12 protein-coding genes are annotated in these 12,644 nt (G+C 63.5%); 7 read left to right on the plus strand and 5 right to left on the minus strand.

The window, feature by feature from the left end:
- Window positions 1–479: 479 nt before the first annotated feature.
- Complete coding sequence (gene carB / locus R0J92_RS02445) at window positions 480–3,842, minus strand: carbamoyl-phosphate synthase large subunit (protein ID WP_106162993.1); 3,363 nt, start codon at window positions 3,840–3,842, stop codon at window positions 480–482.
- A gap of 204 nt (window positions 3,843–4,046) precedes the next feature.
- Between carB and R0J92_RS02450 the strand changes: the two genes are divergently transcribed.
- The 4 genes from R0J92_RS02450 (at window position 4,047) to R0J92_RS02465 (ending at window position 8,379) form a co-directional block, all read left to right on the plus strand.
- Window positions 4,047–5,186, plus strand: coding sequence for an aminodeoxychorismate synthase component I (locus tag R0J92_RS02450; RefSeq protein ID WP_411050787.1), 1,140 nt, complete (start codon window positions 4,047–4,049; stop codon window positions 5,184–5,186).
- A complete protein-coding gene (locus R0J92_RS02455) occupies window positions 5,141–5,791 on the plus strand; it encodes an aminotransferase class IV family protein (RefSeq protein ID WP_411050602.1) in 651 nt (216 codons plus the stop codon). The genes R0J92_RS02450 and R0J92_RS02455 overlap by 46 nt, the downstream gene beginning before the upstream one ends.
- A gap of 324 nt (window positions 5,792–6,115) precedes the next feature.
- Window positions 6,116–7,900, plus strand: coding sequence for an aspartate--tRNA ligase (gene aspS / locus R0J92_RS02460; protein ID WP_106162991.1), 1,785 nt, complete (start codon window positions 6,116–6,118; stop codon window positions 7,898–7,900).
- Window positions 7,901–7,938: 38 nt separating this feature from the next.
- Window positions 7,939–8,379, plus strand: a complete 441-nt coding sequence (locus R0J92_RS02465) for a thioredoxin family protein (RefSeq protein ID WP_411050603.1) — start codon at window positions 7,939–7,941, stop codon at window positions 8,377–8,379.
- Window positions 8,380–8,507: 128 nt separating this feature from the next.
- Here the strand turns inward: R0J92_RS02465 and R0J92_RS02470 are convergent, their stop codons facing one another.
- A complete protein-coding gene (locus tag R0J92_RS02470) occupies window positions 8,508–9,227 on the minus strand; it encodes a response regulator (RefSeq protein WP_106162989.1) in 720 nt (239 codons plus the stop codon).
- A gap of 185 nt (window positions 9,228–9,412) precedes the next feature.
- On the opposite strand from R0J92_RS02470, the gene mce reads away from it, so the two are divergent.
- Together mce and R0J92_RS02480 are read left to right on the plus strand one after the other, a co-directional pair.
- Window positions 9,413–9,817 (plus strand): methylmalonyl-CoA epimerase, encoded by a 405-nt coding sequence (gene mce / locus R0J92_RS02475; protein ID WP_106162988.1) that lies wholly within the window; start codon window positions 9,413–9,415, stop codon window positions 9,815–9,817.
- Window positions 9,818–9,903: 86 nt separating this feature from the next.
- Complete coding sequence (locus R0J92_RS02480) at window positions 9,904–10,179, plus strand: DUF1467 family protein (protein ID WP_106162987.1); 276 nt, start codon at window positions 9,904–9,906, stop codon at window positions 10,177–10,179.
- A gap of 253 nt (window positions 10,180–10,432) precedes the next feature.
- Here R0J92_RS02480 and R0J92_RS02485 read toward each other — a convergent pair whose 3' ends face one another.
- Window positions 10,433–11,125 (minus strand): EI24 domain-containing protein, encoded by a 693-nt coding sequence (locus tag R0J92_RS02485; protein WP_411050604.1) that lies wholly within the window; start codon window positions 11,123–11,125, stop codon window positions 10,433–10,435.
- On the minus strand, window positions 11,122–11,700 hold the full coding sequence (locus R0J92_RS02490; RefSeq protein ID WP_411050605.1) for a nitroreductase family protein: 579 nt from the start codon (window positions 11,698–11,700) through the stop codon (window positions 11,122–11,124). The genes R0J92_RS02485 and R0J92_RS02490 overlap by 4 nt, the downstream gene beginning before the upstream one ends.
- Window positions 11,701–11,943: 243 nt before the next feature.
- Here R0J92_RS02490 and R0J92_RS02495 point away from each other — a divergent pair, with 243 nt between their 5' ends.
- Complete coding sequence (locus R0J92_RS02495; RefSeq protein WP_411050606.1) at window positions 11,944–12,222, plus strand: DUF167 domain-containing protein; 279 nt, start codon at window positions 11,944–11,946, stop codon at window positions 12,220–12,222.
- Window positions 12,223–12,288: 66 nt separating this feature from the next.
- Here the strand turns inward: R0J92_RS02495 and R0J92_RS02500 are convergent, their stop codons facing one another.
- Entirely contained in the window at window positions 12,289–12,531 is a 243-nt protein-coding gene (locus R0J92_RS02500; RefSeq protein ID WP_106162983.1) for a hypothetical protein, read from the minus strand.
- Window positions 12,532–12,644: the final 113 nt, after the last annotated feature.

A 12,644-nucleotide genomic window follows, 5' to 3' on the forward strand; every position in this document is an offset into this window, starting at 1 on the left:
AAAGGGGAGATCAAGGGTTGGCCATCTGTGAGGGGGTGAGAGAGAAGGTGATGGCCGGAGGGAACATGATCTTCCGCTGCTCTTCTGAGCTGCTCTATGCAGGACTAACTCTGCCTGCGCGATTGAGTCGTCGCAACGCAGACGTCGTGAACGCTCCGTAAACATCTGATTCAATTGTACGAAAAATCACCGAACGCGGCGAGGGATCAGATCAGCGGCACCAAGGGCACATCACATGCAGCCAGCGATAAAAACAGTGAGAGGCAGAGAAAGCGGCGGATCATCATCAGGGCACCTATCAGCAAGAGCACGCGCGTGTCTGATGCGTTCCTAGCATATATGGCGCGTCGCGTATGCAGGTGTGCCTGCCGTGCGGCTATGGCAGTCCCTGGCCCGCCGTAGACCGGACAAAGCCGTTGTAGGGCAAAAGAAAACGCCCCCGGATCGGGGGCGTCTGTCTGTCTTTATGCGATGGAGGCTCAGCCTTGCAGGCTTTTGACCTCTACCTCGCCCTCGGCCTGCGCTTGGATGGCGCGGGCGGCGGCATGGGCACCAGCTGCGGTGGTGAAGTAGGGGATCTTGTCATAGAGCGCCACTTCGCGCATCGGCTTTGAATCCTCCACTGCCTGTGCGCCCTCGGTGGTGTTCAGCACCAGCTGGATGCCGCCATCCTTGAGCATGTCGACCACATGCGGGCGGCCCTCGTAGACCTTGTTGACCACCGAACACGCCACCCCGTGACCGGCCAACCAGCCCTGGGTGCCGCGGGTGGCGACCAGTTCAAAGCCCTGACCCAGCAGGATGCGGGCGGTGTCGAGCATCACTTCGGTCTTGTCGGTGTCGCGGATCGAGATGAAGGCGCGCCCCGACGCGGGCAGCACCATGCCGGCGCCCATCTGCGCCTTGAGGAAGGCGCGGGCAAAGCTGCGGTCCCAGCCCATGACCTCGCCGGTGGAGCGCATCTCCGGGCCGAGGATGGTATCGACACCTGGGAAGCGGGCGAAGGGCAGCACCGCCTCCTTCACCGAGAACCACGGCATGTTCGGGTCGGCCAGCGTCATCGGGTCGGCCATCGGTGTGTTGACGTCATAGCCCGCGTCCGGTTCATACGGCGCGCGTTTGGGGAAATTCGACAGCGGCTCGCCCGCCATCACCCGCGCGGCGATCGAGGCAATGGCGCTGTCGGTGGCCTTGGCCACAAACGGCACGGTGCGCGAGGCACGCGGGTTGACCTCGATCAGGTAGATGTCGCCATCCTTGACCGCGAACTGGATGTTCATCAGACCAACCACATTGAGCGCCTTGGCCAGCGCAAAGGTCTGCACCTTGATCTCTTCGATGATGTCCTTGTCGAGCGAGTAGGGCGGCAGGGAGCAGGCGCTGTCACCGGAGTGCACGCCGGCCTCCTCAATGTGCTGCATGATGCCGGCCACATGTACATCGGTGCCGTCGCAGATCGCGTCCACGTCCAGCTCCACCGCGCCGGAGAGATAGCTGTCCAAGAGCACCGGGCTGTCGCCGGAGACCACCACGGCCTCGTTGATGTAGCGCTTGAGGTGATCCATGTCGCGCACGATCTCCATCGCGCGGCCGCCCAGAACATAGGAGGGGCGGATCACCAGCGGGAAGCCGATCTCGCCTGCAATTTCAAGAGCTTGCGCATCGGTGGAGGCGATGCCGTTCTTCGGCTGCTTCAGGCCCAGCTCGTTGACCAGCGTCTGGAACCGCTCGCGGTCCTCGGCCAGGTCGATGGCGTCGGGGGTGGTGCCGAGGATCGGGATGCCCTCGGCCTCCAGCGCATTGGCCAGCTTCAGCGGGGTCTGGCCGCCGAACTGCACAATCACGCCATGCAGAGTGCCGTTGTCCTGCTCGACGCGCAGGATTTCCATCACATGCTCCATGGTGAGCGGCTCGAAATACAGACGATCCGAGGTGTCATAGTCGGTCGACACCGTCTCCGGGTTGCAGTTGACCATGATGGTCTCGTAGCCCGCGTCCGTCAGCGCGTAGCAGGCGTGACAGCAGCAATAATCGAACTCGATCCCCTGGCCGATCCGGTTTGGACCACCGCCGAGAATGACCACCTTCTTGCGGTCGGAGGGGCGGGCCTCGCACTCGACTTCGCCCATCATCGGGCTCTCGTAGGTGGAGTACATATAGGGGGTCTGGGCCTCGAACTCGGCGGCACAGGTGTCGATGCGTTTGAACACCGCCTTGACGCCGAGGTTGTGGCGGGCGCGGCGCACGTTGTCCTCGTCACGACCGGTCAGCAGGCCAAGGCGGGCATCGGTGAAGCCGAGCATCTTGAGGGCGCGCAGGCCATCTTCGCGCATCGGCAGGCCGTTCTTGCGAACGTCGCGCTCGGCGTCGATGATCTCGCGGATGCGGGCCAGGAACCAGGGGTCGAATTTGGTGACGCCAAAGATCTCGTCATTCGACAGCCCGTGACGCATTGCCTGGGCGATGGTGCGCAGCCGGTCCGGGGTTTGCTGGCTGATCGCCTTGATGACCGCGGCCTTGTCGTCCGAACCGACGCTTTCCCAGTGACCGGCGGTGACGCCGGGGATGGTGACCTCGTCAAAGCCGGTGAGGCCCGATTCCATCGAGGCCAGCGCCTTTTGCATCGATTCGTGAATGGTGCGGCCGATCGCCATCGTCTCGCCGACGGATTTCATCGCCGTGGTCAGGAAGGGCTCGGAGCCGGGGAATTTCTCGAAGGCGAATTTCGGGATCTTGGTGACCACATAGTCGATGCTCGGCTCGAACGAGGCGGGCGTCACCTTGGTGATGTCGTTGTCCAGCTCGTCCAGCGTGTAGCCCACCGCCAGTTTCGCGGCGATCTTGGCGATCGGGAAGCCGGTGGCCTTGGACGCCAGCGCCGAGGAGCGCGACACACGGGGGTTCATCTCGATGACGACCATGCGGCCATCGTCGGGGTTCACCGCCCATTGCACGTTGGAGCCGCCGGTCTCGACGCCGATTTCCCGCAGCACCGCGATCGAGGCGGAGCGCATCATCTGGTATTCTTTGTCGGTGAGCGTCAGCGCCGGGGCCACGGTGATGCTGTCGCCGGTGTGCACGCCCATCGGGTCGATGTTCTCGATCGAGCAGACGATGATCGCGTTGTCCGCCTTGTCGCGGACCACTTCCATCTCGTATTCCTTCCAGCCCAGAAGGCTCTCGTCGACGAGGATCTGGTTCACCGGTGAGGCATCCATGCCGGAGCGGCAGTAGTGGATGTAATCCTCGCGGTTGTAGGCCACGCCGCCGCCTGTGCCGCCGAGGGTGAAGGCCGGGCGAATGATCGCTGGGAGACCTACATAGTCAAGCGTTTCCAGTGCCTTGGCGACGCCCGCGTCGAGGTCCGCCTTGCCGTCGTCCTTGGTCGGAGCGGTGACGATGGTGGCTTTGGGATTTTCCAGGCCCAGCCGGTCCATCGCTTCGCGGAACAGTTTGCGGTCCTCGGCCATCTCGATGGCCTCGCGCTTGGCACCGATCATCTCGACGCCGAACTTCTCCAGCACGCCCATTTCTTCGAGTGCCAGAGAGGTGTTGAGGCCGGTCTGCCCGCCCATGGTCGGCAAGAGCGCGTCGGGGCGTTCCTTTTCGATGATCTTGGCGACCACCTCGGGGGTGATCGGCTCGATATAGGTGGCATCGGCCAGACCGGGATCTGTCATGATCGTCGCCGGGTTGGAGTTCACCAGAATGACCCGGTAGCCTTCTTCGCGCAGCGCCTTGCAAGCCTGAGCGCCGGAATAGTCGAATTCGCAGGCCTGCCCGATGACGATCGGCCCCGCGCCAATGATCATGATCGACTGGATATCGGTTCTTTTGGGCATGGCGTGGCGTCCTCTTGGAAAACTATGCGGGTGGCAGTCTGAATCAGGCGCGGGCAGCGCCCAAATTGTCCTGCGTTATAGGGAGCGAGACAAAAGGTGCAAGGGGGATCGGCCCCGCAACGCAATTTGCCGCTTTCGGGCCTTTCCCGAGGCGATCAAACCGCTATATGCGGGGCTCCAACAGTCTGTGAGGAGACTTTGACGGTGCGACTCCGGTTTGACAATGGCCCTGTGTGTGGTGAGGGCGGCGGTGCGGCGCAATTTGCCGAGCCGCTGCGGATGATCCGTGCCGCCTGCGCACAGGAGGTGCCGGATGCGCTGGCGGCCCTGGATGAGGCGCGCGCCGAGGGCTATTGGGTTGCGGGCTATGCCTCCTATGAGCTGGGCTATGCGCTGGAGCCACGGCTTTCGACGCGGATGCCGGAGCGCCGGCGTCTGCCGTTGATGCAGTTCGGGGTGTACCGCGCGCCGGCGATGGCAGAGGTTCCGCGCTGGGCGGGCGATGCAGGCTTTGGCGAGGCGGTGCCACGCTGGGACGCGGCGCGCTATGCGCAGGCGTTTGATCAGGTGAAGGCGCTGATTGGCGCAGGCGACATCTATCAGGCCAACCTGACCTTTCCCATTGATGTCGCGGCCCGGGGCAGTCCGGAGGCGCTATACGCAGCCTTGGCACAGCGTCAGCCGGTGGGCCACGGGGTCCTGATCGAGCAGGAGGGCTTGCCCGCGATCCTGTCGCGCAGCCCGGAGCTGTTCTTTCGCACCACGGGTGAGGGCGTGATCGAGACCCGCCCGATGAAGGGCACCCAGCCGCGCAGCGCCGATCCGGCAGAGGACGCGCGGCGGCGCGATTTCCTGCAGGCGGACGAGAAGAACCGCGCGGAAAACCTGATGATCGTGGATCTGTTGCGCAATGACATCAGCCGCGTGGCCGAGACCGGATCGGTGCATGTGCCGGAGCTGTTCGCGATCGAAAGCTACACCACCGTGCATCAGATGGTGTCGCTGGTGCGGGCACGTCTGGCGGCGGGCTGTGGTCTGGCGGAGATCTTTGCCGCGCTGTACCCTTGCGGGTCGATCACCGGCGCGCCGAAGATCCGCGCCATGGAGGTGCTGCGCGATCTGGAACCTTGGGCCCGTGACATCTATTGCGGCTCCATCGGCTGGGCGGCGCCGGATGGCCGGTCGGAATTCAACGTGGCAATCCGCACCGTGCTTCTGGACGGCGACCGCGCCACTTTCAACGTCGGCGGCGGGCTGGTCTGGGACAGCACCGCGGCCTCGGAATATGAGGAAGCGCTGTGGAAAGCCCGTTTTGCGCAGGTGACGACCCCGATTTCCGCCTGATCGAGACCTTCGGCTATGTGCCGGGGCAGGGGGCGCGCGTGGCGCGGCTGGATCTGCATTTGGCGCGGATGGCACGGTCTGCGACGGCGTTTGGCATCCCCTTCGATGCGAAAGGAGCCAGCCGTTTGGTGGCGGGCTTATGTGGCTCGGTGCCGCTGCGCTGTCGTATGACCCTTGCGGCAGATGGCGCGCTGGATCTGGCGACCTCTCCGATGCCGCCCGCCGTACCTTTGTGGCGGTTTGCCATCGCCGAGGCGCGGCTGGAGGCAGATGACCCGATGTTGCAGCACAAGACCACTCGGCGGGCGCTCTATGACCAGGTGCGGCGCGACCTTCCGGCTGGGGTGCAGGAGATGGTGTTCCTCAACACGCGCGGGGAGCTTTGCGAAGGAACGATCACCAATATCGCCCTCACCACCGCGCAAGGCGACAGGCTCACACCACCGTTGGCCTCCGGTTGTCTGCCGGGGATCTACCGTCAGAGCCTGCTGGAGGCCGGCGCGCTGCGCGAGGCGGTTCTGACGATGGATGATTTGCGGCAGGCGCGGCAGATCCATCTGATGAACGCCCTGCGCGGGCAGATCCCGGCTCGGCTTGGCGCGTAAACACGCGCCTCTTTCCCGACGGATGTGTAAGACAGGGTGCCCGAGCGGAGGGGGGCAGCCGGTCCCCGCCGGGGACCGGCTGCGGCGCCGCGCAACGCGCGGCGCGCGGCCCAACCGCAAGGTGTTGCCCTGCCTGTGCAGGGCGGCCCGCGTGGGCGGGAGCCCCCCGCGCTGCTGCAGTGGTGCAAAACAGGGCGGTGAGGTCGGTCAATTGGCCCGGTTTGCTTGACAAGACCGGTTGAACCCTGTGTACGGGTGCGGATGAATTTTGCCCGGCGATGATGCCCCGCATCTCGCCAGCCGCAGCCGAGAGAGACCAGATCCATGCACGCATATCGCAGCCATACCTGCGCCGAGTTGAACAAATCCCACGTCGGCGAAACCGTTCGCCTGTCCGGCTGGGTCCATCGGGTCCGCGACCACGGTGGCCTCTTGTTCATCGACCTGCGCGACCATTACGGCGTCACCCAGGTCATGGCGGATCCGGATAGCCCGGTGTTTGCCGAGATCGAAAAGGTGCGCGCCGAATGGTGTATCCGCATCGACGGCGAGGTGAAGGCCCGCGACGAAAGCCTGATCAACGCGAAGATCCCGACCGGCGAGGTCGAAGTCTTCATCCGCGACATCGAGGTGCTCGGCAAATCCGAAGAGCTGCCGCTGATGGTCTTTGGCGAGCAGGAATACCCGGAAGAAACCCGCCTGCGCTATCGCTACCTCGACCTGCGGCGCGAGAAGATGCAGAACAACATGGTGCTGCGCTCGCAGATGATCCAGTCGATCCGCAAGCGCATGTGGGATCGTGGCTTCAACGAATACCAGACCCCGATCATCACCGCCTCTTCCCCCGAGGGCGCACGTGACTTCCTGGTGCCCTCGCGTCTGCACCCGGGCAAATTCTACGCTTTGCCGCAGGCGCCGCAGCAGTTCAAGCAGCTGATGATGGTGTCGGGCTTTGACAAGTATTTCCAGATCGCGCCTTGTTTCCGCGACGAGGACCCGCGCGCCGACCGTTCGCCCACCGATTTCTACCAGCTCGACCTCGAGATGTCCTTTGTCACTCAGCAGGATGTGTTCGACACCATCGCGCCGGTGATGGCGGGCGTGTTCGAGGAGTTCGGCAAGGGCCGCAAGGTTGATGCCGCCGAAGACTGGCCGCAGATCTCCTACAAGGACGCGGCCCTGTGGTATGGTTCCGACAAGCCGGACTTGCGGAACCCAATCAAGATGCAGGTGGTGTCTGAGCATTTCGCGGGCTCCGGCTTCGCAATCTTTGCCAAACTGCTGGAGCAGGACGGCACTGAAATTCGCGCCATCCCCGCGCCGACGGGCGGCAGCCGCAAGTTCTGCGACCGCATGAACGCCTTTGCCCAGAAGGAAGGTCTGCCCGGCATGGGCTATATCTTCTGGCGCGATCAGGGCAACGGCATGGAAGCCGCAGGTCCGTTGGCCAAGAACATCGGTCCCGAGCGCACCGAGGCAATCCGCCAGCAGCTCGGTCTGGGTGTCGGCGATGCGGCCTTCTTTCTGGGCGGCAAGCCAAAGACCTTCGAGAGCGTTGCCGGCCGCGCCCGCAATGTGATCGGCGAGGAGCTGGGCCTGACCGACAAGGACCGCTTTGCCTTTGCCTGGATCGTGGATTTCCCGATCTACGAGAAGGACGAAGAAACCGGCAAGGTCGATTTCGAACACAACCCTTTCTCCATGCCGCAGGGCGGGATGGAGGCGCTGCAGGGCGACCCATTGGCCGTGCGCGGTTTCCAGTATGACCTGGCCTGTAACGGTTATGAGCTGGTCTCTGGCGCGATCCGGAACCACAAGCCGGAGATCATGTTCAAGGCCTTTGAAATTGCCGGCTATGGCAAGGATGAGGTCGAGAAACGCTTTGGCGGTATGGTCAACGCGTTCCAATACGGCGCCCCGCCGCATGGTGGTTGCGCGGCCGGCATCGACCGGATGGTGATGCTGCTGGCAGATGAGGCCAACATCCGCGAGGTCATCATGTTCCCGATGAACCAGCGCGCCGAAGACCTGATGATGGCGGCACCGTCCGAGCCGCTGGCAGAGCAGCTGATGGAGCTGGGCCTGCGGGTGATCCCGCAAGACGATTGATGCTTAGACGTCGACAGATTGTGACGGGAGCTGCCAGTTTGGCGGCCCCTTTTCTTTGGCCGGAGACAGTTTCTGCGGATGCCAGTGCTGCGTCTTTCAACACAGAGGGTATTGCGTGGCACAGCTACGGTGAGGGGCTGGATCGGGCGCAGGCCGAACGCAAGCCGATCTACATGCTGGTGCACGCGACCTGGTGCCCGACGTGTCGCGCATTTCGTTCCGTTTTCTTTGAGCGCCGCGTAGAGGCGCTCTCTCGAAACCTCATATTCGTGTTGGTTGATCGGGACCAGGAACCGGAGATCAGTCAAGCCTACGCTCCGGATGGTGACTATATTCCGCGCTCAATGATCCTGTCACCCGAAGGCGTATTGCAGGAGGCGCTCGATTCCGGGCGCAGTGACTACCGTTATTTTTTGCCAGTGGAAGAGCCGGGCCCGCTGATTGGTCTGTTGGGACAGGCAATGCGCAGCACAGGCTAACGCGTTTTTGGGCGTCGAGGCTGCATCGAATGACGAGAGGCCTCTGCATCAGAGGAGCTTAGACGAGCCTGCACGACCAAGACGATGACCAGCGTCAGCGAAGCGATTAGAAGAGACTGCAGCATGGCTCAGATCGCAATCTTGCGTTGGAGCCGCTCTTGCACGAGATCCGCAATATGGGCGGTCTCAATGGCCAACGGACCTCCGGATTCGCGGGTTTCAGCCAGACGGGTCGCGGCTGTGGCCAGCGAGGAGTCCCCGACGCTGCGGGCGACGCTGCCGAGGAACTGGGCCAGATAGTCCAGCGTCTTTTCGTCCCGGGCTTCGTCGAGAACTTCGGCCGCATGTGCCATATCATCGCGAAACGCGAGAATATCGGGTTCGACCGCCTCGTCAGTGATCGGGCGCGGGCCGATCGGCTGACGCTCCGGTGGCATGTTGTTGAGGATGGCGTTCTGAAACGCGGCGACGGAGACGATGGGCTTGGGCAGAAAACCATCCGCACCGGCGGCCAAAGCGGCGCTTTCAGTGTTTTCGTCCCCCGAGATGCCGAGGATGACGGCAACCTGACGCGAGGCGCCCGACAGAGCTTCGATCAGTTCGGCGCCGGAGCCATCAGGCAGGCCCATGTCGATGATCACCACGGAGGGGCGGTAGACCTGCAAATGTCGGCGGGCGGATTTCAGACTGTCGGCCCGGCGGATGCGGGCCCCGCTGCGCAAACACAGCAGGCGCATCGCCTCGCAGGCGTAGCGGCTGTCTTCTACCACAAGGATCGTCAAACCCAGAAGCGGGCGGCGTCCACTTCCCAGCCGGGTCGCAGAGGCAAAAAGATCCGAATCGTCCATGTTCTGACCTCACTGATTACATACTCCGACGCTATGGAATCTGGGCTAACAAGTTCTTAATAGGGGCCGACGTGACGTCTCGACGCGGTCATATACATCTCTGGCGTGTGCCAGCGGGCTTGCAAGAAACGTAGGGTTTTGATCTTTACGGGGACATATTGTTTCGGATGCTGAGGGAACCTGCCATGATCGGACGACTGAACCACGTAGCTATTGCCGTGCCGGACCTGGAGGCCGCGATGGCACAGTATCGCGATGCGCTTGGCGCAAGCGTGGGGGCGCCACAGGATGAGCCGGACCATGGGGTGACCGTGGTCTTCATCGAGCTGCCGAACACCAAGATCGAGCTGCTCTATCCGCTGGGGGAGGGCTCGCCGATCCAGGGATTTCTGGACAAGAACCCGGCGGGCGGTATCCACCACATCTGCTATGAAGTCGACGACATTCTGGCGGCGCGGGACCATCTGAAATCGGAAGGCGCGCGGGTGCTGGGCACGGGGGAGCCGAAGATCGGGGCGCATGGCAAGCCGGTGCTGTTCCTGCATCCCAAAGATTTCAACGGCTGCCTGGTGGAACTCGAAGAGGTTTGAGACTAGATGGCCCCTGTCGGGCCACGTGTCCGAACTGATTGTCCCGCAGGCTGTCCTGCATTCTGGCCCCGTGAAAGGAACATCCCATGGGTATCACATCCGGTCTCGTGCTTTATGCGGTCATCTGGTTCATGACCTTTCTGGTGGTGATCCCGATCCGACTGGAGACCCAGGGCGATGCCGGAGCGGTGGTGCCCGGCACCCATGCTGGCGCGCCCGAGCGGCATTTCCTGAAGCAGAAGGCCTGGATCACGACCGGGGCGGCGGCTGTGCTCTGGGCGATCATCGCCGGGGTGATCTGGTCCGGTGTCATCAGCGTCAACGATTTCGACTGGCTCAACCGTCTGCCGGACCGTCCCTGATCGGATTATTCGAGAAATCAGCGGCGAGAGGGGCGTTCTCCCGCCCGTTGCGATGGCATGAAACATGCCATCGCGCCCGTTGGGCCGAGCGCCGGACCTGACGGCCCGGCGCGGATCACCTGGCCGGACCCGGATCGGGTCAGTGACGATGCGGTGGCAAGTGACGATGCGGTGGGCGGCGCTGGCGTGCAGGTCGTAGCTACCGGATCAAATTTGATCGCCGCGCCCGCAGGTTGGCTGGCATCTCAGGCGGTCACTCCGCACGCCATAGGGCGTGGAAGATATGGGTGAAGGTCGCCGCTCCGAGGATGGGGATCAGCAGGTTCACCAGCGGAACCGACAGCGGCATTGCCATCAGCACACCGGCCGCCCAGATGGTTGCGCCATGGCGTCGGCGCAGGCGTTTGGCCTCCACCAGTCCCACCCGGCGTGCAGCGGCGAGGGTGAAATACTCACGTCCCAGCAAAAAGCCGTTGAGCCCCCAGAAGATGAACAATGCCGCCGGGGCAAAGAGTGCGTAAAGCACCAGCGCCAGCACGTTGGCGGTGATCAGCACACCGAGGAAATTCACCGTGTCTTTGACGCCTTCCCAGACCGAAAGGCCCGGCACGGGCGCAAGATGCGGATAGTGGCGCGCCTCGACCGCGGCGGCCACCTCGTCGAGGAACATCGAGGTGATCGCCGAGGCGACCGGCACCATCAGGAACACCGACAGCAGCATCATGAAGAAGAACGATCCCACCGACAGCAGGTCGTTCATCCACGTGACCTCACCGATCAGGGGCAGGGAGGTCTCTTGCCCGACCAGCGATTGGATCAGCATCAAAAGCGCGGCATAGGCGGCCACCAGAAGCGCAAAGGTCAGCCCGATGCCAAGCAGGAGCACCCGACGAAAGCGCGGGTCCCCGACCTGGCCCAGGGCCTTGCCAAAAGCGGTAAAGATCATGCGTCGACCCAGGTGGTGATCGTCTCCAGATCCGGGCGCGGGCGCTCGGGCGGCACGGAGCCTTCGGTGGCGATGTGGATCAGCCCGGCGATCCGCTCGTTCGGCGCAAGGTCAAAGGCGGCCTCGCAGAAACCGCGATCATGGCTCATCCAGCCGGACAGCCAGTTGGCGCCCCATCCCGCAGCCAGCGCCGCGTTCAACAAGGCCAGACAGACGGCACCTGCGGAATAAGTGATCTCCAGCGGCGGGATCTTGGGATTGCTCTTCTGGATCTCGATGACCACAACGGCAAGCTGCCCAAGGTCGAACTGGCTGCGGGCCTTGGCGATATCCTCGGCGGATTTTCCGAGCCGCGCGCCTGCCGCTTCGGTCAGATCGCCGAGGCGTCCCATCGCGCCCTGTTCCACCACGATGAAGCGCCAGGGCTCCAGTTTGCCATGATCCGGCGTGCGCGCGGCGGCGGTGAGCAGGGGCATCAGCTCTTCGCGGCTGGGAGCCGGGGCGATCAGGGTCTTGGCCGGGCGAGACCGGCGGGTTTGCAGAAAATCGAGGGCGGCATCATTGCGTTGCGGCATATGTAAAACCTTATTACATCTATCCTGCCCTATGTCGGGCAGCGTGGCGTGGGTTTCAAGAGGCAAGACGCCTTGCATCTGGCCACCTCTGCGATGCAGGGGCCGGGCTGGGAACTGTCCTGTCCGGCGTGTAGTGAAGCAGGTGCGATCTGTCCACGGGCAGGCCCGCACAGGGTGCCCCGCGCCCTTGCACATGGGGTGCACGGCGCACATGGACTGGCGAGCAGGTAGGAGCAGCAGGCGATGGCAAAGCCGAAGGCGCGGCAAATGGCGGACCTCAGCGACCTCGCCGTGGCTGGGGCTGAAATTACGGTGCGGGTGACGCCCAAGGCGGCGTTCAATGCCGTGCAGCGGCAGGGTGATATCATCAAAGTTCTGGTGACAGCCGTGCCAGAGGGCGGCAAGGCGACCGCAGATGTGCAGGCGCTTCTGGCCCGCGCGCTGGGTCTGGCGCCGTCACGGCTGGAGCTGAGACGGGGTGCGACCAGCCGCGACAAGACATTTGTGGTGCGCGCAGCCTGACGCCAATGGCGACAGCTGGATCCCCACCGCAGGCGGTCCCTTGACCGGAGCCACACGGGGACGGCGTCAGCTGTTCTTTTCCAGCACCAGCCGATAGACGCCTTCTGGCAGGTCGAGCGCGGCCGCAAGATCCTGCAGCTGCTCGGGAGAGAGGGTGATGCGCTGAACCGAGTTTGTGCGCGGGTCGAATTGCTCAACCGTGACACATTCGGAAAAGGCGTTGATGATCACATCCTCGTTCAGATGCGCCTTGCCCTCGTCGACGAGGGTGATCACCGTGGAATCGAATTCATGCTCGATGGTAAACATGTCTTCAGCTTGCCACTGGCCGGGCGGCACTGGCAAGCGATGATCTTGGGCCGCGTCAGGTGGCAGGACCGGAATGTGGACGCCCAACGGCGCCAGTTGATTGCACCCTCGCC

Source organism: Tritonibacter sp. SIMBA_163 (assembly GCF_046535935.1).
Classification (GTDB): domain Bacteria; phylum Pseudomonadota; class Alphaproteobacteria; order Rhodobacterales; family Rhodobacteraceae; genus Epibacterium; species Epibacterium scottomollicae.

Coding starts and splice junctions, on each gene's coding strand:
- R0J92_RS02495 (WP_411050606.1), top strand. CDS start 11,944: ATGGCAAAGCCGAAGGCGCGGCAAATGGCGGACCTCAGCGACCTCGCC.
- mce (WP_106162988.1), top strand. CDS start 9,413: ATGATCGGACGACTGAACCACGTAGCTATTGCCGTGCCGGACCTGGAG.
- R0J92_RS02500 (WP_106162983.1), bottom strand. CDS start 12,531: ATGTTTACCATCGAGCATGAATTCGATTCCACGGTGATCACCCTCGTC.
- carB (WP_106162993.1), bottom strand. CDS start 3,842: ATGCCCAAAAGAACCGATATCCAGTCGATCATGATCATTGGCGCGGGG.
- R0J92_RS02470 (WP_106162989.1), bottom strand. CDS start 9,227: ATGGACGATTCGGATCTTTTTGCCTCTGCGACCCGGCTGGGAAGTGGA.
- aspS (WP_106162991.1), top strand. CDS start 6,116: ATGCACGCATATCGCAGCCATACCTGCGCCGAGTTGAACAAATCCCAC.
- R0J92_RS02480 (WP_106162987.1), top strand. CDS start 9,904: ATGGGTATCACATCCGGTCTCGTGCTTTATGCGGTCATCTGGTTCATG.
- R0J92_RS02490 (WP_411050605.1), bottom strand. CDS start 11,700: ATGCCGCAACGCAATGATGCCGCCCTCGATTTTCTGCAAACCCGCCGG.
- R0J92_RS02485 (WP_411050604.1), bottom strand. CDS start 11,125: ATGATCTTTACCGCTTTTGGCAAGGCCCTGGGCCAGGTCGGGGACCCG.